The 26,480-nt window shown below is 66.0% G+C and carries 27 protein-coding genes and 4 tRNA genes; 22 read left to right on the top strand and 9 right to left on the bottom strand.

What is annotated here, in order from left to right; all coding sequences use genetic code 11:
* Positions 1-8: 8 nt before the first annotated feature.
* Positions 9-1,046, top strand: coding sequence for a polyprenyl synthetase family protein (locus tag BJY26_RS18380; RefSeq protein ID WP_179429606.1), 1,038 nt, complete (start codon positions 9-11; stop codon positions 1,044-1,046).
* Here the strand turns inward: BJY26_RS18380 and rarD are convergent.
* A complete protein-coding gene (gene rarD, locus BJY26_RS18375; RefSeq protein WP_308191232.1) occupies positions 1,043-2,014 on the bottom strand; it encodes an EamA family transporter RarD in 972 nt (323 codons plus the stop codon). The two genes, BJY26_RS18380 and rarD, sit on opposite strands and share 4 nt — an antisense overlap.
* Before the next feature lie 218 nt (positions 2,015-2,232).
* Between rarD and BJY26_RS18370 the strand changes: the two genes are divergently transcribed.
* Positions 2,233-3,594 carry an FAD-dependent oxidoreductase gene (locus BJY26_RS18370; RefSeq protein WP_179429605.1) on the top strand — a complete coding sequence of 454 codons (1,362 nt, stop codon included), beginning with the start codon at positions 2,233-2,235 and terminating at the stop codon, positions 3,592-3,594.
* On the opposite strand, the gene BJY26_RS18365 is transcribed toward BJY26_RS18370, so the two are convergent.
* Entirely contained in the window at positions 3,591-5,000 is a 1,410-nt protein-coding gene (locus BJY26_RS18365; RefSeq protein ID WP_218852496.1) for an MDR family MFS transporter, read from the bottom strand. The genes BJY26_RS18370 and BJY26_RS18365 overlap by 4 nt on opposite strands.
* Positions 5,001-5,030: 30 nt before the next feature.
* Entirely contained in the window at positions 5,031-5,609 is a 579-nt protein-coding gene (locus tag BJY26_RS18360; protein ID WP_179429604.1) for a TetR/AcrR family transcriptional regulator, read from the bottom strand.
* A gap of 86 nt (positions 5,610-5,695) precedes the next feature.
* Here BJY26_RS18360 and BJY26_RS18355 point away from each other — a divergent pair, with 86 nt between their 5' ends.
* On the top strand, positions 5,696-6,610 hold the full coding sequence (locus tag BJY26_RS18355) for an SDR family NAD(P)-dependent oxidoreductase (RefSeq protein WP_179429603.1): 915 nt from the start codon (positions 5,696-5,698) through the stop codon (positions 6,608-6,610).
* A 59-nt stretch (positions 6,611-6,669) separates the two neighbouring features.
* On the opposite strand, the gene BJY26_RS18350 is transcribed toward BJY26_RS18355, so the two are convergent.
* The gene (locus tag BJY26_RS18350) at positions 6,670-7,161 is read right to left on the bottom strand and encodes a YajQ family cyclic di-GMP-binding protein (RefSeq protein WP_179429602.1); all 492 of its coding nucleotides are present in this window, start codon (positions 7,159-7,161) and stop codon (positions 6,670-6,672) included.
* A gap of 171 nt (positions 7,162-7,332) precedes the next feature.
* Between BJY26_RS18350 and BJY26_RS18345 the strand changes: the two genes are divergently transcribed.
* The 4 genes from BJY26_RS18345 (at position 7,333) to BJY26_RS18330 (ending at position 11,413) form a co-directional block, all read left to right on the top strand.
* Positions 7,333-7,417 (top strand) — tRNA-Tyr (locus BJY26_RS18345).
* 170 nt (positions 7,418-7,587) lie between these two features.
* Complete coding sequence (locus tag BJY26_RS18340; RefSeq protein ID WP_179429601.1) at positions 7,588-8,859, top strand: MFS transporter; 1,272 nt, start codon at positions 7,588-7,590, stop codon at positions 8,857-8,859.
* A gap of 90 nt (positions 8,860-8,949) precedes the next feature.
* On the top strand, positions 8,950-9,711 hold the full coding sequence (locus BJY26_RS18335; RefSeq protein ID WP_179429600.1) for a VOC family protein: 762 nt from the start codon (positions 8,950-8,952) through the stop codon (positions 9,709-9,711).
* A gap of 46 nt (positions 9,712-9,757) precedes the next feature.
* Positions 9,758-11,413 carry a S53 family peptidase gene (locus BJY26_RS18330; protein ID WP_179429599.1) on the top strand — a complete coding sequence of 552 codons (1,656 nt, stop codon included), beginning with the start codon at positions 9,758-9,760 and terminating at the stop codon, positions 11,411-11,413.
* A gap of 33 nt (positions 11,414-11,446) precedes the next feature.
* On the opposite strand, the gene BJY26_RS18325 is transcribed toward BJY26_RS18330, so the two are convergent.
* A complete protein-coding gene (locus BJY26_RS18325; protein ID WP_237248891.1) occupies positions 11,447-12,628 on the bottom strand; it encodes an ArsB/NhaD family transporter in 1,182 nt (393 codons plus the stop codon).
* 112 nt (positions 12,629-12,740) lie between these two features.
* Between BJY26_RS18325 and BJY26_RS18320 the strand changes: the two genes are divergently transcribed.
* The 6 genes from BJY26_RS18320 (at position 12,741) to BJY26_RS18295 (ending at position 15,960) form a co-directional block, all read left to right on the top strand.
* A complete protein-coding gene (locus BJY26_RS18320; protein WP_179429598.1) occupies positions 12,741-13,598 on the top strand; it encodes a glycerophosphodiester phosphodiesterase in 858 nt (285 codons plus the stop codon).
* 186 nt (positions 13,599-13,784) lie between these two features.
* A tRNA-Thr gene (locus BJY26_RS18315) sits at positions 13,785-13,857 on the top strand.
* A gap of 37 nt (positions 13,858-13,894) precedes the next feature.
* A tRNA-Met gene (locus BJY26_RS18310) sits at positions 13,895-13,968 on the top strand.
* Between the two features lie 50 nt (positions 13,969-14,018).
* Positions 14,019-14,462, top strand: coding sequence for an FAS1-like dehydratase domain-containing protein (locus BJY26_RS18305; protein WP_179429597.1), 444 nt, complete (start codon positions 14,019-14,021; stop codon positions 14,460-14,462).
* Complete coding sequence (locus BJY26_RS18300; protein WP_179429596.1) at positions 14,459-14,902, top strand: MaoC/PaaZ C-terminal domain-containing protein; 444 nt, start codon at positions 14,459-14,461, stop codon at positions 14,900-14,902. The genes BJY26_RS18305 and BJY26_RS18300 overlap by 4 nt, the downstream gene beginning before the upstream one ends.
* Positions 14,899-15,960: a UDP-N-acetylmuramate dehydrogenase gene (locus tag BJY26_RS18295; RefSeq protein ID WP_179429595.1), complete on the top strand. Its 1,062-nt coding sequence runs from the start codon at positions 14,899-14,901 to the stop codon at positions 15,958-15,960. Before BJY26_RS18300 ends, BJY26_RS18295 begins: the two co-directional genes overlap by 4 nt.
* On the opposite strand, the gene BJY26_RS18290 is transcribed toward BJY26_RS18295, so the two are convergent.
* On the bottom strand, positions 15,957-16,979 hold the full coding sequence (locus tag BJY26_RS18290; protein WP_237248895.1) for an adenosine deaminase: 1,023 nt from the start codon (positions 16,977-16,979) through the stop codon (positions 15,957-15,959). The two genes, BJY26_RS18295 and BJY26_RS18290, sit on opposite strands and share 4 nt — an antisense overlap.
* Positions 16,980-17,025: 46 nt before the next feature.
* On the opposite strand from BJY26_RS18290, the gene BJY26_RS18285 reads away from it, so the two are divergent.
* Complete coding sequence (locus tag BJY26_RS18285) at positions 17,026-18,717, top strand: metallophosphoesterase family protein (RefSeq protein ID WP_179429593.1); 1,692 nt, start codon at positions 17,026-17,028, stop codon at positions 18,715-18,717.
* Positions 18,718-18,755: 38 nt separating this feature from the next.
* On the opposite strand, the gene BJY26_RS18280 is transcribed toward BJY26_RS18285, so the two are convergent.
* Positions 18,756-19,259, bottom strand: coding sequence for a methylated-DNA--[protein]-cysteine S-methyltransferase (locus BJY26_RS18280; protein ID WP_179430068.1), 504 nt, complete (start codon positions 19,257-19,259; stop codon positions 18,756-18,758).
* The gene (gene gluQRS, locus BJY26_RS18275) at positions 19,259-20,182 is read right to left on the bottom strand and encodes a tRNA glutamyl-Q(34) synthetase GluQRS (protein ID WP_179429592.1); all 924 of its coding nucleotides are present in this window, start codon (positions 20,180-20,182) and stop codon (positions 19,259-19,261) included. The genes BJY26_RS18280 and gluQRS overlap by 1 nt, the downstream gene beginning before the upstream one ends.
* A 145-nt stretch (positions 20,183-20,327) precedes the next feature.
* Between gluQRS and BJY26_RS18270 the strand changes: the two genes are divergently transcribed.
* The 6 genes from BJY26_RS18270 (at position 20,328) to BJY26_RS18245 (ending at position 24,239) form a co-directional block, all read left to right on the top strand.
* Positions 20,328-20,400 (top strand) — tRNA-Trp (locus BJY26_RS18270).
* Between the two features lie 49 nt (positions 20,401-20,449).
* A complete protein-coding gene (secE, locus tag BJY26_RS18265) occupies positions 20,450-20,716 on the top strand; it encodes a preprotein translocase subunit SecE (protein ID WP_179429591.1) in 267 nt (88 codons plus the stop codon).
* Between the two features lie 60 nt (positions 20,717-20,776).
* Complete coding sequence (gene nusG, locus BJY26_RS18260; RefSeq protein WP_179429590.1) at positions 20,777-21,625, top strand: transcription termination/antitermination protein NusG; 849 nt, start codon at positions 20,777-20,779, stop codon at positions 21,623-21,625.
* Positions 21,626-21,770: 145 nt separating this feature from the next.
* Positions 21,771-22,202: a 50S ribosomal protein L11 gene (gene rplK / locus BJY26_RS18255; RefSeq protein ID WP_179429589.1), complete on the top strand. Its 432-nt coding sequence runs from the start codon at positions 21,771-21,773 to the stop codon at positions 22,200-22,202.
* A gap of 78 nt (positions 22,203-22,280) precedes the next feature.
* Positions 22,281-22,976 carry a 50S ribosomal protein L1 gene (gene rplA / locus BJY26_RS18250; RefSeq protein WP_179429588.1) on the top strand — a complete coding sequence of 232 codons (696 nt, stop codon included), beginning with the start codon at positions 22,281-22,283 and terminating at the stop codon, positions 22,974-22,976.
* 141 nt (positions 22,977-23,117) lie between these two features.
* Complete coding sequence (locus BJY26_RS18245) at positions 23,118-24,239, top strand: GNAT family N-acetyltransferase (RefSeq protein ID WP_179429587.1); 1,122 nt, start codon at positions 23,118-23,120, stop codon at positions 24,237-24,239.
* Here BJY26_RS18245 and BJY26_RS18240 read toward each other — a convergent pair.
* Positions 24,229-24,984, bottom strand: a complete 756-nt coding sequence (locus BJY26_RS18240; protein ID WP_179429586.1) for a DedA family protein — start codon at positions 24,982-24,984, stop codon at positions 24,229-24,231. The two genes, BJY26_RS18245 and BJY26_RS18240, sit on opposite strands and share 11 nt — an antisense overlap.
* 390 nt (positions 24,985-25,374) lie before the next feature.
* Between BJY26_RS18240 and rplJ the strand changes: the two genes are divergently transcribed.
* Positions 25,375-25,965 (top strand): 50S ribosomal protein L10, encoded by a 591-nt coding sequence (rplJ, locus tag BJY26_RS18235; protein WP_179429585.1) that lies wholly within the window; start codon positions 25,375-25,377, stop codon positions 25,963-25,965.
* 122 nt (positions 25,966-26,087) lie between these two features.
* Positions 26,088-26,477, top strand: a complete 390-nt coding sequence (gene rplL, locus BJY26_RS18230; RefSeq protein WP_179429584.1) for a 50S ribosomal protein L7/L12 — start codon at positions 26,088-26,090, stop codon at positions 26,475-26,477.
* Positions 26,478-26,480 lie beyond the last annotated feature (3 nt).

Here is a 26,480-nt window from a genome sequence, read left to right as displayed (position 1 = left end):
GAAAGCTCATGAACCAGGCTGAACCGCAGACGTCGCCCATTAACGTGGGCGCGGGATTTGCTCTCGCCCCGGACGACCCCGTGCTGGCGAAGAACATGACGGACGGTCTGGCAATCGTCGAGGACCGGCTGCGCGCCGCCGTCGCGCAGACCGACGACATCGCCGACGCCAGCTCGAAACATCTGATTGACGCCGGCGGCAAGCGCGTTCGCCCGCTGCTCGTCCTGTTGGCCGCGCAGTTGGGCGATTCGCGGCACCACGAAGTGGTTGAAGCGGCGGTCGTGACCGAACTGACCCACTTGGCCACCCTGTACCACGATGACGTGATGGATTCGGCGCCCATGCGCCGCGGCGCGCCCAGTGCGCACGAGGTGTGGGGCAACTCGATTGCGATCTTGACCGGCGACCTGTTGTTCGCCCGTGCGTCGAGCATCGTTGCCGAGCTCGGTCCCGAGGCCGTCTCGTTGCAAGCGAAGACCTTCGAGCGGCTTTGCCTGGGCCAAATGCGCGAAACGCTCGGCCCGGACGACGGCGCCGACCGGATCGAGCACTACATCGGCGTGCTATCCGACAAGACCGGGTCGCTGATTTCGGCGGCCGGCCAGTTCGGGACGCGTTTTTCCGGTGCCCCGGCGGCATATGTGCCGGTTTTGGCCGAATTCGGCGAAAAGATCGGCGTGGCGTTTCAACTGGCCGACGACGTCATCGACCTGACAATCGACGCGGCGACGTCCGGTAAGACTCCCGGAACCGATTTGCGCGAACGTGTGCCGACCCTGCCGGTTCTGCTGGCGCGCAAGGCCGCGGACGACGGCGACGCGGCAAGCCGCGATCTGGTCGCCTTGTTGGACGCCGATCTATCCACCGACGAGGCATTGGCCGGCGCAGTCGCGGCCATGCGGGCGCACCCCGCCGTCGCCGAGGCGTCCGCTGAAGCGCGCAAATGGGCGGATGCGGCAATTGCCGCGTTGGCACCGCTGCCGGACGGCAGCGTGAAGGATGCGTTGAGTGCGTTTGCACGCACCGTCGTCGAGCGGACGGCCTAGCTCGCGTCTTCGCACGGCTCATTTGCCCGGGCACGGCTACGGAGCTGACGCTGCCGGCGTCGGCGCAGCATGTCGGTCGTGAGCACGGCAAGCGCCGTCCAAACGAGGAAGAAACCGATCCACCGGGCCGGCGCCATGTGCTCGCCGAACACCGTGACGCCCAGGACGAACTGCATGATGGGCGTGATGTACTGCAGCATCCCCATCCAGACCAGCGGCAGACGCCGTGCTCCCGCGCCGAAAAGCAGCAACGGGATCGCCGTGACGGCTCCGAGCCCCATCAACAGCAGCGTGTGGCCCGCCCCGTTGCCGGTGAACGTGCCGTGGCCGGCCGCTTCGATCCACAGCACGTAGGCCAGCGAGATGGGGGTCAGCACGAGCGATTCGATCGACAGGCCCTCGAGCGAGCCGACCGACTTGCCGACCCGGTTCTTCAGCAATCCGTACATGCCGAAGCTGAACGCCACAACGAGTGCGAGCCAGGGAAGACGCCCGTACGCGACGGCGATGACGATGACGGCCACCGTACCGATGATCACGGCCGCCCATTGCGTCCGCGAGAGGCGCTCCCGGAGCACGACCACGCCCAACAGCACCGTGAACAGCGGGTTGATGAAGTAGCCGAGGGATACCTCGACCACACGCCCGGTCATCACGCCGTACACGTACGTCAGCCAGTTGCCGGCAATGAACACCGATGCGGCGGCGATGGTCAGCAGTACGCGCGGTGAGCGCATAAGGGCGAAGACTCGCCGGTAGCCGCGGGTGAAGATCAGCGCTATCGCGCACAGCACGAGGCACCACAGCACCCGGTGGGCGACGATCTCGATGGATCCGGCCGGCTCCAGAATCGCAAAGTAGAGCGGAATGAACCCCCACGACACGTACCCGAGCATGCCGAAGAGCAATCCGAGGCGGTCGGTGTTCTCTTCGGGGGCAGCCGTGGTGGAAGTCTCGATCTCGGGCACGCCACCAGCTTATGCGCGCCCGGTCCGAAACGTGCCGGTATTTCAGTGCGTGGAACGCCTGCCGGCCGGACGTGGCGAAGCTCACGAACCCCTCGCGGGCGTTCGGCAAGCGCGTTAGGCTTGAATTACGATAGATTTGCCTACCCTAAACGGGTGGATTTTTACGGCGCCGCTTCATGGCGCGTTGCAGGCCCCGAGGGCCGAGGGAGGACATTTTTATGCGCCCAATGCGGGTGGCAATTGTCGGCGCCGGTCCGGCCGGTATCTACGCGGCGGATCTGCTGACGAAGGCCGAACGCGATTTCGAGGTCAGCATCGACATGTTCGAGAGGCTTCCGGTACCGTTCGGGCTGGTCCGCTACGGCGTCGCGCCGGATCATCCCCGCATCAAACTGATCATCAATGCACTGATCAAGGTGCTCGACCGGGGCGACGTGCGCGTATTCGGCAATGTGGAATACGGCCGTGACATCGACCTTGCCGAACTGCAGTCGATGTACGATGCGGTGATCTTTTCGACCGGGTGCGTGCGCGACGCCGACCTCGACATCCCCGGGATCGATCTGCCCGGGTCGCACGGCGGAGCCGAGTTCGTCAACTGGTACGACTCGCATCCGGACTACTCGCAGGAATGGTCGCTGGACGCCGGGCAGGTGGCGGTGATCGGCAACGGGAACGTCGCGCTCGACGTTTCCCGGATGCTCTCGAAACATGCCGACGACCTGCTGCCGACCGAAATTCCGGACCACGTGTACAAGACGTTGAAGAATTCGTCGGTCACGGATGTGCACGTGTTCGGACGGCGCGGGCCGGCCCAGGTGAAATTCACGCCGCTGGAGTTGCGCGAGCTGGGCAAGGTTCCGGACGTCGACGTCATCGTGTATCCGGAGGATTTCGATTTCGACGACGCATCGATGCGGCAGATCCACTCGAACAATCAGACCAAGCAGGTCACGAAGACTTTGACCGACTGGACGTTGCGCGAGCCCTCGGGCGCCTCGCGCCGGCTGCACCTGCATTTCCTGCACGCGCCCGTCGAAGTGCTCGGCGAGGACAAGGTCGAAGGTTTGCGCACCGAGCGGATGGAACTCGACGGCAACGCCGGCGTCAAGGGGACCGGCGAGTTCCACGAGTGGCCGGTACAGGCCGTGTATCGCGCGGTCGGCTACTTCGGATCCCCGCTGGATGCGTTGCCGTTCGATTCAAAGCGCGGAGTCATTCCCAATGACGGCGGAGTCGTGTTGTCGTCGACGGAGGCCGGCGCGGAGCCGGTCCCCGGCGTCTACGCGACGGGCTGGATCAAACGCGGGCCGGTCGGACTGATCGGGCACACCAAGGGCGACGCACTGGAAACCATCACGCACGTGATCGAGGATCGGCCCGGCCTGCCGGAACCGGAGAATCCGGATCCGGCGGCGATAGTGGACTTTTTGGAAAGCCGCGGAATCGAAGCCACCGACTGGTCGGGCTACCACGCCATGGACGATCAGGAGCGTCGCAACGGCGAGGCCCGTGGACGCGAACGCATCAAATTCGCCACCCGCGAGGAGATGTTGAAGGCCGCGCACGCGCCCAGTTAAGCGGAGTGCGCGTCGATGGTGGGGAAGTGCCGCGGCACGACTATCAGCAAAATCGCCGCCGTCACCGCTGCCGCAACCAACAGCCCGATGAACGTGGCGTGCGTTGCCGCGTTCGTCGCCACGTCGAGCGGCGCGCCGTGGTGACTCCGTAGCACGTTGTTCGTGACGGCGCCGAACACCGCGGCGCCGATGCTCTGCCCGAAGAACCTGGCGAACATGGCGCCGCCCGTGATTGTGCCGCGTTCGGACCAGCCGACGGTGCTTTGCAGTCCGACGAGCAGCGGCGAGACGATGAGCCCCATTCCGGCGCCCATCAGGGCGCTGCCGAGCACCGGCTGCCAGATGGGCGACGTCGTGCCCAAAAGGCTGAACACGATTCCGGACGCTATCGCGAATCCGGTGCCGACAAGCGCCGTGTTGCGGAATCCGATGCGCAGGTAGAGCCGTGCCGAGAGACCGGACGCGGTGGGCCAGGTCAGGCTCATGACCGCCAGGACGAACCCGGCCTCGACCGCGTTCAACCCCAGGACGTGCTGGCCCCAGTTGGGCAGGTAGATCGAGAGGCCGATCACCATCAGCCCCGCCGTCAAGGTCGCGGCATACGATCCGGCCGGCAGCCGGCGGGTCCACAAATGGCCCGGCAGAATCGGTTCGCTGGCGCGTCGTTCGCAGGCGATGGTGACGATCAATGCGGCGACGGCCGCCGCGAAGGTGGCGATGCTCGGCACCGACAGCCACGGCCACGCCGTCCCGCCTTGTAAAAGGCCGAGAATGAGCGCGCACGCCGCGACCAACACGGCGGAAGCACCGGCGTAGTCGATGCGGTGACGCTGCGGGCGTACATCCTCGTGCAGGCCGCGCACTATCAAGACCAGCGCAAAGACGCCGATCGGCAGATTGACCAGGAAGATCCATCGCCACGATGCGTATTGTGCGAAGACGCCGCCGATAGCAGGTGCCACGACTGCCGAAATTCCCCACACGCTGGACAAGTAGCCCTGTATCCGGCCGCGCTCTTCAATGGTGTAGATGTCGCCGGCCACCGTGTTCACCGTTGCGCCGATCGAGCCGGCGCCGAGGCCCTGCAGCGCGCGGAAGACGATCAGCGCCACCATCGACCACGACAGCGCCGACAGCAGTGAACCGGCAAGAAAGATCACCACGCCGATGACCAGGATCGGCTTGCGTCCGAACAGGTCGGCGAGTTTTCCGTAAACCGGGATGGTCACGGTCTGCGCCAACAGATAGACGGAAAAGACCCAGCCCACCAGGGCGAACCCGCCCAGGTCGTCGACGACCTGGGGGATCGCCGTGGCGACGATGGTGGTGTCCATGGCCACGAGTGCCATGGCAAGGATCAAGGCAAACAGCACGGGCGTGCGGTGATCGCGAGCGGAACGGGCCATGGCACCAGAATGTCACGCCCCGCCTTGGCGTTAGTGAGGTCGCAGCCCGGCCACGAGGATCTCGAGGTATCGCGAAGGATCGGCTACCGGCTCGGTGCCGGCGTGCGTGGCCGCAGCGAGTCCGCAGAGCAGCCGGCGAAGGTCGTCCGGCCCGACGTCCTCGCGCAGCAGCCCTTCCCGGCGCGCACGCGCCAGCACGTCGGTGAACGCCGTGACGAGATCGCTCGCGATCGCTGCCGTATCGGCACAGGAGAACGCACCGGAACTGAGGATCTTGGCCAGCGCGGCGTCGCCTCGGAGCTCATTGAAGGCGGCTTGGAGGGCCCCTCGCAGTGCGGCTGCCGTATCGGTTCCAGAGGCGACGATTGCAGCGCTGACTTGTTCCAGCAATGCCTCGAAGGCGTCAATAGCCAGTGCTTCCAGTAGCGTTGCGCGGTTCGGGAAGTGCCGGTACGCGGTTCCCACGCCGACCGCTGCCTCGCGGGCGATCGTATTGAGTGGCAGGTCATTGCCGGCAAGCAGGTGAGCTCGGGCGACCTCGAGGAGTCGGGCGCGATTCCGGGCGGCGTCGACCCGTTGTGCCTGGGGTCTGGCAAGAATCTCGGGCATACGACAACAATACCGGATGAATAATCCGGTTGTGCTAGGCTTACCGGATAAGGCATCCGCTTAAGTCTTTTGAGGAGTACCCACTCGTGCCCACCACCCCCTTCGATTTCAGCTTTGCCGACATTCCGGACCAACGCGGTCGTACTATCGTGATCACCGGCGCCACGAGCGGTCTCGGTTTCGTCGCCGCTCGCGAGCTCGCGAAAGCGGGCGCCCACATCATCATCGGGGCGCGCAATCGTGACAAGGCCGCGCATGTTGCCGCTGCTCTGGCCGGACGGGGCAGCGTCGAAATTCGACCTCTCGATACCGCCTCTCTCGACTCCATCGCCGCCTTTGCGCACGATGTGTTGAGTGAGGGTCCGAGGATCGGGGCGCTCATCAACAACGCCGGGGTAAGCGTGGCGAGATTCGACAAGGGAGTCGACGGGACCGAGCTCACCTGGGCGACGAACGTCGTGGGTCCTGCCGCTCTCGCCGAGCGGCTGCTTCCGGCGATGACCGGGACGGATCCGCGAATAGTGCTCGTCGGCTCGAACCTTTCTCAGCGGACGACGGCGGTGCCGGATCTTTCCGGCATCGACGACGCATCCGCATTTGCCCAATTGGGCACGTACCGGAGTTCGAAGACGGCTGCCGCCGCCGTTGCCGTTGACTTGACCGACCGACTGGAGGCGACCGGGTCGCCCATCCGCTCCGTGATCGCGCATCCCGGCGTAGCGGCGACCGCCATGAACCAGCAGGCGACGACTCCCATGAGCCGGGTGACCGCCCGTGCCGTGGATGCGCTCCTCGCTCGCACGCCGGATGATGCCGCCCGATCGATTGTCTGGGCCGCCGTCGCGCCGGACGTACCTCAGCGGACGTTCATTGGGCCACGGCTGCGCAGAGGCGATCACCGCCTGCATACCGTGCCGGTTCGAGGAGCTGCCGCCGACCCGGAGTTCCGGGCGCAGGTGCGCAATTTCGTGGCACAGCGAACCGGGCTGACGGTGCCCTGACGTCCGTGCGGCGCACGTCGGCTCCGGGGGAGAGCGCCGGTCCGGTCAAATTTTGTCGACTACCGGTAGTTGGTGAACTGCAGGTCGATGTCCAGATCCTTGCCTTTCAACAGGGCAATGACATCTTGGAGGTCGTCGCGCTTTTTCGAACTCACGCGCAGCTCGTCGCCCTGGATCTGCGATTTGACGCCCTTGGGCCCTTCGTCGCGGATGATTTTGGAGACCTTTTTGGCGTCGTCCTGCCCAATGCCTTCCTTGAGTGCGGCCTCGAGGCGGTACTCCTTGCCCGACGGGTACGGGTCGCCGTCGTCGAGGGATTTCAGCGAAATGCCCCGCTTGACCAGCTTCGACTGGAAGACGTCCAAAACGGCTTTCACCCGGTCTTCGCTAGCCGCTTTGATCATGATCTTCTCGCCGCTCCACTCGATCGACGCGTTCATGCCGCGGAAGTCGTAGCGCTGCGACACTTCCTTGGCCGCCTGGTTGAGTGCGTTGTCGGCTTCCTGCTTGTCGACCTTGCTGACGATGTCGAACGAGGATTCGCTTGCCATGGATGATGCTCCCTACTGGTCGGGGTGGGCGGACTCCTTCGGCCAGCTTAACCAAGACGGCGGTGCCGCGACGAAGTGCCGGGCGACGCGCCCCGGAAGGCCCGGCGGACCCGATTTCCTAGTCGGCGCCCTGGGCTAGTATTCTCTTCTAGGTGCATGAAGCACCCCCACGGCAGGTTGCCCGAGCGGCCAAAGGGAGCTGACTGTAAATCAGCCGCGTTACGCTTCGAAGGTTCGAATCCTTCACCTGCCACCAGGGAGAGGAAGCCCTCGCCGGATTGAGTTCCGGCGGGGGCTCTTCTGTATCCGCGTGGCGGGCCCGTTCCCTCGCTCCAACCGTTCCGCGTGGGCGCGTCCTTCTACCGCTCCGGCGAACGGACGCCCACGCGGAACAAGCCGCGGGAACGTGGGCCGTACACTAAGTCGGTGCCCCGACTCCTTGCCGATCTGACGCCGCTGCGGGAAAACCCCGACTACCGGCGGCTGTGGACCGGACTGGCGTTGTCGTCGATCGGCACTCAGTTGACGACCGTTGCGGTCAGCCTGGAAATCTACGCCATCACCAAATCCACGTTCGCGGTCGGCCTGCTCGGGGTGTTCGCGCTGGTCCCACTCGTGGCCTCGGGGCTGTACGGCGGTTCGGTCGTCGATGCGCACGACCGTCGCAAGGTCGCCATTTACGCCTCGCTCGTGCTCTGGGCGGTCACGATCGGCATTGCCGCCCAGGCATGGTTCGGGCTTGGCAATGTGTGGGTGCTCTACTGCCTCGTGGCGGTGCAGAACGCTGCGGCCGGGTTGAATCAGCCCGCCCGCAGTGCCATCATCCCGCGATTGGTGCGCAAGGAGATGCTCCCGGCCGCGAACGCGCTCGGGTCGATCATCTTCAGCGTGTCCATGACGGTTGGACCCATGCTGGCCGGTGTCCTCGTCGCCTCGGTCGGCTACGGCGCCACCTATACGATCGACGTCCTCACGTTCTCGTTCGCGCTGTGGGCGTTGGTGAAACTGCCGCCGATCCCACCCGAAGGCGAAGTCCACAAAGCCGGACTGCGATCCGTCGTACAGGGATTCACATTCCTATCGACTCGGCCCAATATCCGAATGACTTTCTTGTCGGACATGTGTGCCATGATCTTTGCCCAGCCGCGTGCCTTGTTGCCGGCCGTGGGGGAGGCGGTGCTGGGTGGCAACGGCACGACCGTCGGTTTCCTGCTGGCGTCGACGGCACTTGGATCGATGGGAGCCGCGCTGTTCTCCGGACCGCTCGGCAGGGTGCGCCGCCAAGGCATGGTCGTCATCAACTGTGTCGGCCTGTGGGGGCTTGCGATAGCGGGCTTCGGCGTCGTCATCGTGATCGCGCACCGCACCGGCCCGAACCCGTCGGATTTGTTCCTCTGGCTGGCGGCCGCGTGCCTGCTGGTGTCGGGCGGGGTCGATTCGATCAGCATGGTGTTCCGCAATACCATCCTGCAGGCAGCCACGCCGGACGCGATGCGCGGCCGGCTGCAGGGAATCTTCATCGTGGTGGTCGCCGGCGGCCCGCGCATGGGGGACGTCGTGGCCGGAGCCGGCGGATCGCTGCTCGGCGAAGGGCTGGAAGCGCTCGCCGGCGGACTTGCCTGCGTGCTGGCCGTGCTGATCCTGGCAAAGCTGCAGCCGGCTTTCCGTCGCTACGATTCGCGCAACCCGCAGCCGTGACACGCAAGACTGTTGCTAGCAAACTAATACACGACTACGCTCGTGGAGCAACAGGTGTCAAGACCCGGTGTCCCTGGAAAGGAATGAGCGATGACCGAACGCGCTGCGGCGTCCGACTATCGGGTGAGCCCGTATCGGTTCACCGACGGGCCCGCCGAGATGCGGCGCTTCCTGGAAGCCGTCGGGCTCCGTCCGGTGGTCACGAAGGACGACTTCGCGGTGCTGGGCGGCGCCGGCGGCATTGTCGCCGTCCACCCGCTTGCCTCTGCCGAGACGGCTGAGAGCGTGACCACGTCATTCGGCCTCGAAACGCCCGACGCTCGCGCGGCAGCAGAGGATCTTATTCGCGGCGGGCTTCACGCGCGTTGGTGGGACGAGGCATTTGGCCGGCGGGCGGCGGTCCTCGGACCCGGGCACGAGATCGGCGTCCGCGAGCCGCCCGATGACTTCTACGGCTTCAGCAAGCACTCGTCCAACGATCGGCCGGGCGGCCGGTCCGACGGCGGCACGGCCGACGGACCGGCCGTCGACGTGGTGGCCGTCGTCTTCACCCCGGACCTTGACGGGTGGCAGGCGTTCTTCGACCGCCTGGGATTCTCCGTCGCCGCCACGGCGTCCGGGTGGCGTGAACTCCGCGCCGGCGCCGAGTCGGGGGTGATAGGGCTGCACGCAAGCGAGACGGGCACGGAATACCGCTGCGGACTGAGCTTCAAAACCTCCGAGCCGCTTGCCGATTTCGTGCACCGGATGCGTGCCGAGGGATACGCGGTGACCGAAGAGCCCGAGGCGCAGGCTCCGCACGTCACCGTCACCGATCCCGACGGCGAACTGATCGAGATTCACCGGCGCTGAGCACGAGCCCATCGACGTTGTCGGTGATGAAGCGCACAATGGCCGTATGACCACGGACCAGCCCCGCAACCAGTCGTCCACCCAGCCGTTCGAACTCTCGGCCAGCCACCGGCAAGCCGCTCCGGACGTCCGAATCTTGGGGGAGGTCGACAAATCGGAACGAATCGGTCTGACGGTGCTGCTTCGCCGCAAGGCCGAACTGCCCGACGACGTCATGGCGGCCGGCGCGCTGACGCCCGCCGAACTGGCGGAGAGCTATGGCGCGTCGGACGCCGATATCGGCGCGGTGACCGCCGCCTTGACGTCCGCCGGGCTGGCGGTGACCGCGGTCGACCCCGGTGCGCGCACCATGCGCGTCGAAGGACCGGCCGGGGCGCTCGCCACCACGTTCGGTGTCCGGTTGAACCGCGCCGAATCGGCGGACCCGGCGACCGGACGCCCCATGACACACCGGCACCGGGAAGGGACGTTGAGTGTTCCGTCCGGTCTGCGGGACGTCGTCACGGGCGTGTTCGGCCTGGACGACCGGCCGCAATCGCGTGCTCACTCGTGGGCGTCCGCGAAACCGGACGCCAGCTACACCCCGCTTGACCTGGCGAAGATCTATTCAATGCCGGACGGCGACGGTGCAGGCCAATCGATCGGCATCATCGAACTGGGCGGCGGCTTTGGCGATGACGACTTGACGCACTACTTCTCGCACCTCGGCATCGACAAGCCGAAGGTCACGGCCGTCGGCGTTGACGGCGCCAAGAACAATCCCGGCAAGGACCCGAAGGGCGCGGATGGCGAAGTGCTCCTCGACATCGAAATAGCCGGGGCCATTGCGCCAAAAGCCGATATCGTCGTGTACTTCGGTCCCAACACGGATGACGGATTCATCGACGCCGTCTCCAAGGCCGTGCACGCCGATCCCACCCCTGCCGCAATCAGTATCAGCTGGGGTCAGAGCGAGGACGCATGGACGGCGCAGGCCCGGGGCGCTCTCGACGACGCGTTCGCCGATGCGGCAGCACTTGGCGTGTGCGTCACGGCCGCGGCCGGGGATCACGGCAGCAGCGATGCCGCCGATACCGGTTCGGCCGATACGGGTGCGGCAGGGCCGCACGTCGACTTCCCGGCGTCCAGTCCGCACGCATTGGCATGCGGCGGCACGACGTTGCACGCTGACGCGGACACCGGCACCGTGACGAGCGAAACGGTGTGGAACGTGCAAGGCGGCGGCGCCACCGGCGGGGGCGTCAGCGACGTCTTCGACCAGCCCAAGTGGCAGGCCGATGCCGGAGTTCCGCCCAGGAAAGGCGCATCGACGGCCACCTCGGCGGAGGCGTCGACCGGGAAAGGCGGCAGGGGAGTGCCCGACGTGGCGGCGACGGCCGACCCGAATACCGGATACCAGGTGTACGTGGACGGAAAATCGGCGGTCTACGGCGGAACCAGCGCCGTGGCCCCGCTGTGGGCCGGGCTGCTCACGCGCATTGCCGCGAACGCCGCGGGCTCGGACGGCAGTGCCGCGGGCTCGCCCGGCAAACGACCGGGCCTGATCCACCCGGTCATCTACAAGGGCGTGACACCGGGGCACACCACGGATGGATTTCGCGATATCACGTCCGGCTCGAACGGCGCCTACGAGTCCGGTCCGGGATGGGACGCGTGCACGGGGCTCGGCGTGCCGGACAAGTTCACGTTGGGAGGGAAATAGCACGGGGGCGACCGGCGGCCGCGCCGTGCCGTGCTAACCGGGCAGCCCGTGCGCCAGCCACAGCGCGCCCACGGCGGCCGGCACGAGCACCACGGTCAACCCGAGCCCCACGAGTGAATACCGGCGCCACGACATCCGTACTCCAAGGGAGGCGACCCTCTCATGCCACAACAGCACGGCCAGTGACGCCCACGGCGTCACGATGGCACCCAGGTTGACTCCGATCAAGAGCGCCCCGAGGCGGATCGGCGTGCCGGCAGCCGGCTCAAGTGCCAGGTATGCCGGCAAGTTGTTGACGACGTTTGCCGCCAACGCTGCGACGCCCGCCAGCCGCAGCAGCTCCGGATAGCCGTTGCCGGTTCCTGCCAGTGTCAGGACTGCCGTGGTGAGACCGTGCGCCGCCGCGGCCTGCACCACGATGAACAACACTGCCGCAATCGACACGGCACGCCACGGAATCAGCGCGGGCCGCAATGTCCCCGGACGGCGCACGGCGAACGCGGCCGTCAGCAAAACGGCGGCCGCCGTGGACGGGATCCAGACGGGAACCCCGGACACCAGCGCGGGCAACAGGGCGGCCACAACAGTGCCGCTTGTCACCAACAACGGCTTGTCGGCAGCCACATGGCGCGGCGGAGGCGAGTACCGGTGTGCCAGCCGGCGGCGGTAGAGCAGCCAGACCAGCGCGGCAGGAAGTGCCACACCGACGACGAACGGCGCCCACATGGCTCCGGCGAACCCGATCGGGTGCACGGGCCAGCGATGCCACGCCAGCAGGTTCGTCACATTCGATACCGGCAACAGCACGGACGCCGTATTGGCCAGCCACACGGTTGTCAGTGCAAACGGCAGGGGAGACATCGACGCCTTGCGGGCCAGCAGAACGACGATCGGAGTGAGCACGACTGCCGTCGTGTCGAGGGAGAGGAACGCCGTGCTGACGGTGGCCGCGCCGACGACCAGCAGCCAGATCAACCATCCGGTATGCCTGCCCCACGCTGCAATCCGGTCTCCCACGACGTCGAAGAGTCCGGCCGAGGTGGCAAGCTCGACGACCACGGTGATGGACGCGACGAACCCCAGGATCGGCCCAACTCGCCAGGCGAGCGCCGCAAAATCGTCCGGCGGCAACACGCCCGTGACCACGACCAGGACGCCGAGCAGCCACCAGGCAAGCCACCGGGCAAGCTGCCGGCCGGGCCACTGCAACGCCACGTCGTCATCTCAATCCTGTTCAAACGCCCGCTGTCGGGCGCGCGCCGGGCCCGTGCCGCGGCGTCGCCTAGCGGACATCCTATTCGCCGCCGGGCTCGGCTAGGCTGACGGGATGGAATCCGAATGGCAGAAATTCCAGCAGCGGATCGGCCTTCCCGATCCACACGAGACCGGACGGCCGTGGGTCAGTGCCCATCGCGGATACTCCGGCGCCGTCCCCGAGAACACGCTGGCCGCCGTTGACGCGGCCCGCGCCGTCGGCGTCGATTTCATCGAGTTCGACGTCACCCGCACCTCGGACGGCGTGCCGATCATCATCCACGACGACACGCTCGAGCGCACAACCGACGGCACCGGAACCGTCGAGCAACAAACGCTGTCCGAGCTGGCCGATATCGATGCCGGCTCGTGGCTCGGGCCGGGATTTGCCGGCGCCCGGATCCCGACGCTGGAGTCGATGCTTGCCGGATTTGCCGAGCACGGCGGCCGGATGCTTTTCGAATTCAAGGGCCTGTGGGAGCCCGACGGGGTGAAGGCCGTGTGCGAGCGGATCCGGAGCGCCGGACTGGACGATCGCGTGCTTGTGCAAAGCTTCAACGTCAGAACGGTGCGCAATCTGTTGAGCGTTGCGCCCGATCTGCCGCGCGGACTGTTGCGCAGTGCGCCGCGGCAAAGCGACCTCGAACTCTTGCCGGAACTCGAAGTTGCAGCGTACAACCCCAGCGTGCAGGGCCTGCTGCACCGACCGGACGAAATGCGCGCCATCGTGGATACCGGCGTCGGAAGTTTCGTGTGGTTCGTGGACGAACAAGATCAGTGGCGCCGGCTGCTCGACTTCGGCGTGAGCTCGATCATCACCGACCATCCGGCCCGCCTGCAGGGCTACCTGGACGCCGTCCTCGGCGAAGCCGGTCATCCGGCCCCGCCGCGCTCGGTGCCGTACCGGCTGCCGGCGAATCTGCCGAATTGACGTCATCGAGTGGTGGCGAATGGTCGTGTGCCGTCATCGAGTGGTGGCGAATGGTCGTGATTTTTAAAAAATCACGACCATTCGCCACCACTCGGCGAAAAGGGGGAGCCATTGGCCGCCACTCGGGAGCGTGTGGAGGCGCCGATTTTCTAATGCGCGACATTGCCTGTAAAGTTTTATGGCGTTGCCCCGATAGCTCAGTCGGCAGAGCGTCTCCATGGTAAGGAGAAGGTCAAGGGTTCGATTCCCTTTCGGGGCTCGGTACGTCAGAATGACTGTGTCAGCCTGATGAACGCGGCGGGGTAGCTCAGTTGGTTAGAGCGCACGACTCATAATCGTGAGGTCGCGGGATCGTGCCCCGCCCCCGCTACAGACACCTCCAACGGGTCTCTAGCCGCGCCGGATCGACATGGAGGTTGGATGAATTCCGATATCGAAGGCCGGCAGTATCCTGCCGGCGACGTCTACGAAGTTGGACGCGAGCAGATCCGCGCATTTGCCGCCGCCACCCACGCCGACCACGCGGCGTACACGGATCCGGACGCCGCTCAGGCGCTCGGCTACTCCGACGTCATCGCCCCGCCCACCTTCGCCGTCATCCCGGCGCAACGCTCGGACGCGCGGCTGATCGCCGACCCGGACGCCGGCATCGACTTCTCCCGCGTCGTGCACGGCTCGCAGCGCTTCACCCACCACCGTCCGATCGTCGCCGGCGACCGGCTCGTCGCCGAGCTCTTCGTCGACTCGGTGCGTACGGTCGGCCCGAACGCCATGGTCACCACCCGTTCCGAGATCGAGGCGGAGGACGGCGAGCGCGTCGTCACTGCCATCTCGTCCATCGTGATCCGAGGAGACGACTCATGAGCGCCCCGCAAGTAACCGACCTGAGCGTCGGCGACGAAGTCGCATCGGCCGAGTACCCGGTCTCGCGCGGCGACCTGGTGCGCTATGCCGGCGCGTCGGGCGACTTCAACCCGATCCACTGGAACGAGCGGTTCGCCCGGGAAGTGGGCCTGGACGGCGTCATCGCGCACGGCATGTTCACGATGGGCGCCGTCGTGGGCGTCGTCGTCGACTGGGTCGGGGATCCCGGACGCGTCCGGGACTACCAGGTCCGGTTCACCCGCCCGGTCCCCGTGCCCGATGCCGCGAGCGGATCGCCCGATGAGGCTACGGCGGTCATCGCCGTCACCGCCGCTGTCGGCGCGTTGGATGTCGACGCCGGCACGGCCCGTATCGACCTGACCGCGACAACCGGAGGCAAGACGGTGCTGGGCAAGGCGCAAGCCGTCGTCGCACTATGACCGGTGAAGGAGCGCCGTCGCTGGCCGACCTGACCACTTTCAAGGTCGGCGGCCCGATCGGAGACTACCGCCGGGCCGCGACCCGCGAGGAGCTCGTGGGGCTTCTGGCCGAGCACCCCATGCCGGGCGGGGCGTCCGGGCGCGACGTGCTGGTGCTCGGCGGCGGATCCAATCTGCTGGTCGCCGACGAAGGCTTCACCGGCACGGTGATCCACGTGCGTACCCGCGGCATCACCGTCACCCCCGACGGGCCCGGCCGGGCGTTGGTCCGCGTCGAGGCCGGTATGACGTGGGACGACGTCGTGGCCCGCACTTTGGAAGAGGGACTGTCCGGGCTCGAGGCCCTCTCCGGCGTGCCCGGCTCCGCGGGCGCCACGCCCGTGCAGAACGTGGGCGCCTACGGCACCGAAGTCGCGACCCGCATCACGACGGTGCACGTGTGGGATCGGCAGGCCGGCGCCGAATTGGAACTCTCCGGCTCCGAATGCGAATTCGCCTACCGCGATTCACTGTTCAAACGTACGGCGCGCGCACTCGGACAACCGCGGTACATAGTTCTCGACGTCGAATTCGCCCTGGACGTGTCCGACGGGAGTGCACCCGTCGCCTACGCCGAACTCGCCCGAACGCTCGGCGTCCGGATCGGCGAGCGTGCATCGGCACAAGCCGTCCGGCACGCCGTCCTGCGTCTGCGCGCCGGCAAAGGCATGGTCCTCGACAAGAACGATCCGGACACGTACAGCGCCGGCTCGTTTTTCACCAACCCGATCATCGAGCCGTCCGCCGTGCCGGACGGCGCCCCAACGTGGCCGGTCGACGGTGGGCTGGTGAAGTCCAGCGCGGCGTGGCTGATCGATCACGCTGGATTTGCCAAGGGGTTCGGCATTGACCCGTCAGTCGCGTCGCTGTCGACCAAGCACACGTTGGCGCTGACGAACCGGGGGAGCGCGACGGCGTCCGATCTGATCGAACTGGCGCGTGTCGTCCGGGCCGGCGTCCGGGATGCGTACGGCATCGACCTGCGCCCCGAACCCGACCTGATCGGCTGCCGGCTCTAAGAGGAAGAGGCCAGCCAGTCGTCGATCCCGGCCAAGACGTTCGTCTTGAACGCGTCCGGCGCCCGGGAGGCGCGCACCGAGCCGCGCGCCAATTCGGCAAGTTCCGGATCGGAGAAGCCCGCAGCGTCCCGCGCCGTCTCGTATTGAGCCAGCAGTCGGCTGCCGAACAGCAGCGGATCGTCGGCGCCCAACGCAATCCGGGCCCCGGCGTCGAACAACCTCCGCAACGGTACCCGGTCGGGCCCGTCGTACACGCCCAAGCTGACATTGGACGCCGGGCAGACCTCGAGTGCGATCTGCTCGTCAATGACGCGTGCCAGCAGGTCCGAATCTTCCGTCACTCGGACGCCGTGACCAAGCCTGTCGGGGTGCAAGGTCGCGAGTACTTCGCGCACGTGATCGGGGCCGAGCAGCTCGCCGCCGTGCGGCATCGATCCGAGTCCCGCTCGACGGGCGATATCGAACGCCCTGCCGAAATCGGTGGTGACGCCGCGGCGTTCATCGTTGCTCAATCCGAAACCGACGACGGTGCCGGGTCGGTCGCCGGCGTACCGGGCCGCCAGTCGGGCCAGGGCGCGTGCATCCAGGGGGTGGCGCGTGCGCGAAGCCGCAACGATGACGGCGACGCCGAAATCGTCGTCGGAAGCCTGTGCGGCGGCATCCAGCACTATCTCGAGTGCCGGCGTGATGCCCCCGACGTGCGGCGCGTACGACGTCGGGTCGACTTGCAGCTCAAGCCACGCCGACCCCTCGGCCCTGTCGTCCTCCGCGGCCTCGGCGACGATCCGGCGCATGTCCGATTCGCTGCGCACGACCGCGCGTGCGGCGTCGTAAATGCGTTGGAACCGGAACCAGCCGCGCGCATCCGGCGTCAGGTCGGGCAGTTCCTGCGTGCGCACGCTTGCCGGTACGGGGATGCCGTGTTGCTCGCCCAGATCGACGACGGTATCGACCCGCATCGAGCCGGTGAAATGCACGTGCAGATGCGCTTTGGGCAGTGTCGCCAAATCCAAGACCATTTCTCGAGTTTGCCTCATCCGCCCGGCTGTCCGGCAGTATGGTCTCATGAGCATTCGCGGCCGCCGGCTCCCAAGCGTGCGATCGGCCGCCACCTCGCCGGCCGCCCGGCGAGTCTGGGCACTACTCGTCGTTTTCGCGATCAGTGCTGTCCTGATGGCGCCGTGGGCGATCTTATCGGCCCGCGCAACTGCCCAGTTCGGTCCGCATACCGCCATCGTCGAGGTGACGGCGTCGAACATTCTGGACGTTGATCTCGGGCCTCTCGGCACGATCGAGATGCCGCTGCCGCAGGTACCCGGGCCGCTGGGCGTGCACGTGCAGGTCGAAGAGATCGAAGCCGATCTGTCCGCCGTCAACAAGCCGTCGACGATGGACGACTTGTCCAGCGATGTGCAAAGTTATTCGCTGTTCTTCGCCGACCCGGACGCGCAAATTGACCGGGCGGTGCGAGAAGTGGTCCGTGACGTCGTGTTTCGCGATGTCGTGGGCGCCCTCGCCTTGACGGCCGCAGCGGCCGGGCTGTCCGTGTTGGTGGGGCGCGCCCGGCGCGACGAGATTCGTGGCCGGCTGCGCCGGCGTCCGAAGATGACCGCCGGCGGCATCGCTGCGGCTGCGGTGGTCGCGCTCGTCGCCGGAGTACTGACCTGGCCGAGCTCGCCGGCGCCGTTCGAGGGTGACCCGCTGTTTGCCGGGACGCCGCTCGAAGGGGCTCGCGTGACCGGCCGGTTCAGTTCGATTGTCGATCGGGTCGGCGGCACGGTGGTGGACTACTACGACGCCAACGAAAAATTCTACGCGAAGGCGTTGTCCAATTTGAACGACGAGCTGGCTTCGGAGCCGGCGGCAATGAACGCGCTCAACCCGCCCCCGTCGTCCACTTCATCGCCGAGTCCCGGCGGTATCCCGGATCCGGACGAGACGCCGCTTCCGAACGACATCGCCACATTCCTGATCGTGTCGGACATTCACTGCAACGTCGGAATGTCGCGGATCATCGGCCGTGTTGCGGGCGCCCGCCAGGTCGATGCCGTGTTGGCGGCCGGCGATGCCACTATGACGGGAACGCCGACCGAGAAATATTGCGTCGATTCGATGACCAAGGCGATTCCGCACGGTATCTCCAAGGTCTGGGTGAAAGGCAATCACGATTCCGCGGCCACCGTGGACGAGGAGAAGAAGGCCGGCGTCACGGTCTTGGAAGGCAAAGCCGTCACCGTAGACGGTATCCGCATCATTGGCGATGCCGATCCGCGGCGCACCATTTTCGGCCAGGGCACCAAGCGTGTCGGCAAGGAGACGGTGCAGAGCCTGAGTGCCCGCATGGCCGACACGACGTGCCGTGCCGCCAAACCCATCGATTTGCTGCTGATCCACGACCCGCTGGCCGGAGCGGCAACTACCGACAAGGGATGCGTGCCCTTGCAGATTTCCGGACACTGGCACCGGCGCGTCGGCCCGGAGCAAGTGGGGAAGTCCATCCGCTACGTCAATTCGACGACCGGCGGCGCACGTGCCAACGCGCTCACGCCGGGGCCGTTGAAGATGGATGCGGAAATGACGCTGTTCCGCTTCGACAAGAGCACGGGCCGGGCGCTCGACTACCAATTGATCACCGTGCATCCGGATCGCAGCGTGACAATCGCGCCGTGGAAGCCGGTGCCCGGCATTGCGCCGGGTACCGTGAAGAAACACGACAAGGTCCCGGAGCCGGTCAAATCCGAAGGTTCCGGGGGGTAGCGGGCCGTTGCGAGGCCCGCCGGCGCGGTGACGTACGTTCACGCTTGTTGTTCGAGGGCCAGGAGCGCGGCCTTCGCCTCGAGCCCGCCGAGATACCCGCCCGGCGTGCCGTCGGCATGCACGACGCGGTGACACGGGACGAGGATCGGCAGCGGATTCGTCCGGCACGCGCTGCCGACGGCCCGCGCCGCACGAGGGTGGCCGACCGCGCCCGCGACCTCCCCGTATGAGACGGTGCTCGCGTACGGCACCTGCGGCAGATACCGGAGCACGAGCAGCCTGAATCCCGACGACAGCGCGTAGTCGACCGGGACAGTGAATACCGTGCGCCGCCCGGCGAAGTACTCGCCGAGCTGCCGGGCCGCGGCGGCCGGATGCGTCGTCGGACGGGCAACCGTCGGACCGAGTGCGGCCGCGAGATCAGCAAGGACGACATCGAAATTCTCCCGTTCGAACGCGACCCGGACGATCCCGGCCTCGGTGGCCGCGAGCAACAGCGCACCGACCGGGGTGTCGATGATTCGGTGCCGGACGGCGTCCATCACGGCAACTCGGTCGGAACCGACCACGGGCCGGCAGGCAGCAGCGCCGGATCGAAGGAGTCGAGTAACTGGGCGGGCGAACGTCCGGGCCGGGCGGCCACGGCACCGCTCAAGGACGACGCGATGAGGTCGAGTGCCCACTGCGCCGACCGGCCGCGTGCGGCAAGCCGTTCGAGGGTGACGTCGCCGTCCCGCTTGGCCAGCCGGCGTCCGGAGCGCCCCACAGCCAGCGGCACGTGTGCATACTCGGGCACCGGAAGGTCGAGCAAGCCGGCCAGGTACGCCTGACTCACCGCCGAATCGAGCAGGTCGTCGGCGCGGACGACCTGATCAATGCCGCAGGCGGCATCGTCGACGACGACCGCGAGATTGTAGGCCGGTGTGCCGTCGCGGCGCTGGAGGACCATGTCGTCGAGCGCGGCGCGGTGGACGCCGGCCACGAGATCGTGCACGGTGCCCGTCGAGGCATCGGTACGCAACCGCAGTGCCGGCGCTCGATCCCGGCGGCGCTGCCGTACCTCTGCGTCCGTCAAATTGCGGCACGTGCCCGGATAACGGCGGACCGGCGAATGCGGCGCGCTGGCGGCCTGTCGGATCTCCCGCCTCGAGCAAAAACACTCGTACACGTGTCCGGCTTCGCGCAAGACGTCGAGAGCCTCCCGGTAAAGCGGCAGCCGGTCGGACTGGTAGACCGGCTCGCCGTCCCACGTCAACCCGAGCGACTGCAATTCGTCGAGCTGCTGACCGGCGAAACGCGAGCGGTCGGCATCCAGATCCTCTACGCGCAGCAGGAACCGGCGACCGGTCGACCGGGCGAACAGCCAGGCCAGCAACGCCGTGCGAAGATTACCCAGATGCAACGGGCCCGACGGGCTGGGCGCGAAACGTCCGGCCCCGCGGGGACTCGGATGCGAAGAAGTCATCGGTGTTCATTATCCTCGGACCCGGTCATTCGTCAGAGCCGGTCGGGGGCGCCCGAGCTTTTGCGCAGGAGTGCACCTTCTGCGTAAACTCGAGTCTTGGCGGTTTAATCCGCTGTAATCGACTGCGCCCATTCGGACGTAGCCAAGGGTAGTGGCGCAATTGGTAGCGCAGCGGTCTCCAAAACCGCAGGTTGCAGGTTCGAGTCCTGTCTACCCTGCTCAGGTAAACGGTAGCCGCCGACATCGAGATGGACGAGTGAGGAATTCGTGACCGAAACGCCATCAAAGGCGAAAGAGAGCCCAGGCGGCAAGGACCGCCCGCGGAACATTTTCGCGCGGATGTGGCGATTCCTGCGGGAAGTCATTGCCGAGCTGAAGAAAGTCGTTCGGCCCACTCGCAAAGAACTCGTCAACATGACGATCGTCGTGGTGGTCTTCGTGGTCATCATGATGGCGATCGTGACCGGCTTGGATTTCTTGTTCGGCGGAATTGCCGGATGGGTATTTGCCGGAAAATTCAACTGGAGCATGTAGCGGCCCGGATCCGCCGCACGGCCCCGCACGCATGAGTGACAATGAACAGAAAGCAGGAGAATGTCGGAATCTGAAGCCGGTTCGAACGTCGACCCGGCCGTCGACCCCGAGACCGTGACGCCCGAAGTCGGAACGCCTGACGCCGGCGTCGAGGCAGAGTCGCAGGCGGCTGCCGACAACGCCACCGAGACAGTTGACGCCGATCAAGTGGACTCCGTTGCCGAGATGGACGACGCTGCCGGTGCCGAAGACGTTTCCGGCGCGGACGATGCCGGCGCGGACGATGCCGAGGCCGCCGCTGTCGACCCTGCCGAAGAGTTCAAGGCCGAATTGCGCGTCCAAGACGGCGACTGGTACGTCATCCACTCGTACGCAGGGTACGAAAACCGCGTCAAGGCGAATCTGGAAAACCGCATTGTCAGCCTCAACATGGAAGATTTCATCTTCCAGATCGAGGTGCCGATGGAAGACGTCGTCGAGATCAAGAACTCGGTGCGCAAGCAAGTGCGCCGCGTCCGGATCCCCGGCTACGTGCTGGTGCGGATGGAACTGACCGACGAGTCCTGGGGCGCCGTCCGGCATACCCCCGGCGTGACTGGATTCGTGGGCAATGCGCACAACCCCGTGCCGCTTCGTATCGATGAGGTCTTCACGATGCTCGCTCCGGTGTTCGAAACCGAACAGCCCGAAGCGGCCGGCAGCGGCAAGGGCGGACAGGAAAAGGCCTCGCCCATCGAGGTCGAGTTCGAGGTCGGCGAATCGATCATGGTCAAGGAAGGGTCGTTCGAAGGACACCCGGCCACCGTCACCGAGATCAAGGCCGAGACCCAGAAGCTCGTCGTGTTGCTGTCGATCTTTGAGCGCGACGTCCCGGTGGAACTCGCGTTCAACCAGGTTGCCAAGATTTAAGAACTTCCGGCACGGCAGGCCGTGCAGGGAAGCTTCCGCCGTCGCTGGTTTCAGCGGCGGCGAAAGCATGGAATAATGGATGCGTTTGCTCCGCGCCCGGCGCGGGGAAGGCAAACGTCTCACAACAGAAGTTAAGGACCCGAAAATGCCTCCGAAGAAAAAGGTCGCCGGCCTTATCAAGCTCCAGATTCAAGCTGGTGCTGCTAACCCGGCCCCGCCGATCGGCCCCGCGCTGGGCCAGCACGGCGTCAACATCATGGAATTCTGCAAGGCGTACAACGCCGAGACGGAATCCCAGCGCGGCAACGTCGTGCCGGTGGAGATCACCGTGTACGAAGACCGTTCGTTCACATTCATCACGAAGACGCCGCCTGCGGCCGAACTGATCAAAAAGGCGGCGGGCGTCGCCAAGGGATCGGGAACGCCGCACACGGACAAGGTCGGCAAGATCACCGCCGAGCAGGTCCGCGAGATCGCGACGACGAAGATGGAAGATCTGAACGCGAACGATATGGACGCCGCGTCCAAGATCGTGGCGGGCACGGCCCGCTCCATGGGCGTCACCGTCGAAGACTGACGTTCCGTCGATTAACCAAACCCCAGTGGCAGGGCCAACTGCCGGCCCACACCACGACTGCTAAGGAGAGATACGCAGATGACAAAGCGCAGCAAGGCCTATCGGGCCGCAGCGGCCAAGGTCGAAGCCGACTACCAGTACTCGTCGACCGAAGCATTGAAACTGGCCAAGGAGACCTCGGTTTCCAAATTCGACGCGACCGTCGAGGTCGCCCTGCGTCTGGGCGTCGACCCGCGCAAGGCCGATCAAATGGTGCGCGGCACCGTCAACCTTCCGAACGGCACCGGTAAGACGGCCCGGGTCCTGGTTTTCGCAACCGGTGACCGTGCGGAAGCGGCACGCGAAGCCGGAGCCGACTTCGTCGGTTCCGACGAATTGCTGGAAAAGGTGGCGAACGGCTTCACCGACTTCGATTCGGCAGTCGCCACGCCCGACCTGATGGGCAAGGTCGGCCGACTCGGCAAGGTACTCGGGCCGCGCGGCCTGATGCCGAACCCGAAGACCGGCACCGTGACCATGGACGTGGCCAAGGCCGTGACCGACATCAAGGGCGGCAAGATCGAATTCCGCGTCGATCGGCACGCCAACCTGCACTTCGTGGTGGGGAAGGTGTCGTTCTCCGAAAGCGCGCTGCAGGAAAACCTGAACGCAGCTCTCGAAGAGGTTGTGCGGTTGAAGCCGTCGTCGTCCAAGGGACGCTACGTGCAGAAGGCGACGATCTCCACGACGAATGGTCCCGGCATCGCGCTGGACCCGAACGTTGCGGGCGCCTAACGCTCGAACCTGCAAAAAGGGCCGTCGGTGAGGAGACTCGCCGGCGGCCCTTTTTGTTGCCGGCCCGCCGTCCACCGATCCACGCGGAACGGGCGGATAAATCGGTTGCGGACGCGTCGCCGGATGGGTGAACGTTAGCGGATGACCACCGAGGTGAACTTTGAGCGAAACGGCATCGTCATCGAGCCGATGGCCCGGCCGCGATCGCTGGACGACGCGGACGCCGCCGGCCTCCACGGCCTGATTGCACTGGAGCGGGAGTGCGCCCTCACCGATTTCGGTTATACCGACCTCGTGCATACGGCGCGCGAGCGATTTGCCGAACTGGCCCACGAGGAATACAGCCGTATCGACAGGCTGCTGGCCTGGGACGGCGATCTGGTGGTCGGCCGCGCGTCGATAGGCCGATCGCTGGTCGACGACACCGATCGGGCCCGCGCGCACGTGGCGGTTCTCCCGGACCGGAGGCGGCAGGGTATCGGCTCGGCGTTGTTTGTCGCGCTCACCGAATTCTGTCGTCGGAACGGACGGTCCGTGCTTGTGTCGGATTCGGATCATCCGGCCGGCACCGCCTGCGGGCGTCGCGATGTGAGAGCCAAATCCGGAGTCGGGGAGATTCCGGATGATGCCGCGGCGCGGTTTGCGTTGGCCCGCGGATTCGTGCTCGAGCAGGTCGAACGCTACAGCGTGCTGCCGATGCCGGCGGACGCCCGGCTGGTGGCGCGACTCGAAGCCGAAGCGATCGGGCGGGCAAATGCGCCGCACGACTATCGACTCGTGACCTGGACCGACCGCTGCCCGGACGAATGGGTCGACGACCTGGCATGGTTGAGCACGCGCATGAGCACCGACGCGCCGTCCGCCGGCATCGAGGCCGTCGAGGAGAGTTGGGACGCCGCACGCGTGCGCGACAACGAGTCGACACTTCGTCAGCAGAGGCGCACTGCGCTGGTCTGCGCAGCCGAGCACGTGCCGTCCGGGCGACTTGTCGGCTTCACCGAGATAGTGGTGCCCGATCATGACGAGACTATTGCGTTTCAAAACGACACGCTCGTTCTCGCCGAGCATCGCGGGCGCAAGCTCGGTCAGTTCGTGAAGACCGGGAATTTGCGCAGGCTGGCTGCCGCGCGGCCGGCTGTGCGACGAGTCCACACGTGGAACGCCGCCGAGAACTCGTACATGTTGTCGGTCAACGTGGCACTGGGATTCACAACGGCCGGCTGGTGTGCTCAGTGGCAAAAGCGCATGAACGCTATTTCTTGACGCAATCCGATGCCCGGTGCGCCGGCGCCTCGATCGTAGTGGTCTCGTCCGCAGCTATCGCGTCGTCCCGATCAACTATTCCGGCGGGAGAGCCGGACCGTGCCCGGGACCGTGCCTTGGCCGTAGTTCGAGAGTTCGCCTGAGACTGCGCACGCCGGGCGAACAATCGCTCGACGGCCCAATTGATGATGAGCCCGAGAACTATGGCGACGGCGATCGCAACTCCCACGCTGAGCAGCGGATGCACTTGTGCCCAGCTGCCCGCGATCGCGCCGACGCAGACCGAGTACCCCGCCCACGCGATGCCGGCCCCAGCGGAGATCGGTAGGAACCTGCCCCAGCGGAATTTGGTGGCGCCCGCCGTGATGTTCACGGCAAGCCGGACGAACGGCACGAATCGGGCGGTGATGATGAACAGGGGAGCCCGGTCGGCAAGCCCGGACCTCGCTCGTTCGAGGGCCCGCTGGGCCTTGGGGCGGCGCATGATCGGCCACTTTTCCGGGTGAAAGCTCCGGCCGAGCCAATAGGCCACGTTATCGCCGAAAAACGCGCCGAACGCGGCCGAGACGCCGATTGCCGCGATGTTCGGCGAGCTCGTCGATGCGGCAAGTGCGGACAATGAGACGACTGCGGTTTCCGATGGAAACGACGGGAAGCAGGCGTCGAAGGCGATGCACAGCGCCAAGATGGGAAACAGCCAATAGGAATTGGCGGCGTCCATGATGAAATTGGAGAGCGCATCCATGCGTGAATTACGAGCCTTTCGAGTGCCGTCGGCAGCCATCACAGAGTATCCGAGAAAACTGTGCGCGACGTGTGTCCGGCCGATGAGATAGCCCGCCGGGGCTTATGCGGGACGCCGTGCCGGGAGTACGAGTGCCCGAAGGAGGCGTGATTTGGGACTGAGCCCGCGTACCGGCTATGATGAAGTCTGCCCAAGACCGCCGGTCGTCGCCGGGGCTCGTTCACCCGAACCACAGCCGATAGCGACTTAAGGCCCGTACAACATGCGGGCGTCCTGCGTAGGTGTTTCGAAGTAGCTTGTGTTCGATCCCGAACACTCTGCGTTTCGTGCATCCTGCGCGGAACGCATTTTTTGTTGTCGGCCGGCCGGTACCTGTAAGAAAGGAATGCCATGGCGAGGCCTGACAAGGCAGCCGCGGTTAGTGAGATTGCGGAGAACCTGCGCAATTCGAACTCCGCCGTGCTGACCGAGTACCGCGGGCTCACCGTTGCACAGCTCAAGGAGTTGCGCACCAAGCTCGGTGAGAACGCTAGCTACGCCGTGGTGAAGAACACGCTGACCTCAATAGCGGCCAAGGAGGCGGGCGTCGATGCATTCGACGGCCACCTGACCGGACCCACCGCTATCGCGTATGTCTCCGGCGATGCCGTCGACACTGCCAAGGCCCTGCGTGACTTCGCCAAGGCCAACCCTCAGCTCGTCATCAAAGCCGGTTACTTCGACGGCGCCCCGATGACCGCTGAGGACATCAACAAACTCGCCGACCTCGAGTCGCGCGAGGTGCTGCTGGCCAAGCTGGCCGGCGCAATGAAGGCGAGCCTCTTCCAGGCCGCCTACCTGTTCACCGCACCGTTGGCGCAGGCGGCTCGCACCGTCGACGCCCTTCGGGCCAAGGTCGAGACCGAAGGTGGAGCCGCCGGTTCCTCCGACGCCCCGGCCGAAGCGGAAGCAGCCCCCGCCGAGGACGGCGACGAGGCGTAAAACACCCCGCCGCCCACCAGGCAAGTTAGGTACGACGCGGGGTCAATGCTCCGCCGAACGGTTAGATCACAACGGCTCCAAACCTCACCGGTTTGGACCACGCAACGGAAGGACACGCCATCATGGCGAAGCTCACCACTGACGAACTGCTTGACGCGTTCAAGGAGCTCTCCCTTATCGAACTCTCCGACTTCGTGAAGAAGTTCGAAGAGACCTTCGAGGTCACCGCGGCCGCTCCGGTCGCCGCTGCGGCCCCGGCTGCCGGCGGAAACGGCGGCGCTGCCGAAGCCGAGGAAGAGAAGGACGAGTTCGACGTCGTCCTCGAAGCCGCCGGCGACAAGAAGGTCCCGGTCATCAAGGAGGTCCGCACGCTGACCTCGCTCGGACTCAAGGAAGCCAAGGACCTGGTCGACGGTGCCCCGAAGAACGTCCTCGAGGGCGTCGACAAGGACACCGCCGAGAAGGCCAAGGCTCAGCTCGAAGGCGCGGGCGCGACGGTTACCTTGAAGTAATCA

This window comes from Spelaeicoccus albus, assembly GCF_013409065.1.
Lineage (GTDB): Bacteria > Actinomycetota > Actinomycetes > Actinomycetales > Brevibacteriaceae > Spelaeicoccus > Spelaeicoccus albus.
This window is presented reverse-complemented; position numbering and strand designations above follow the sequence as displayed.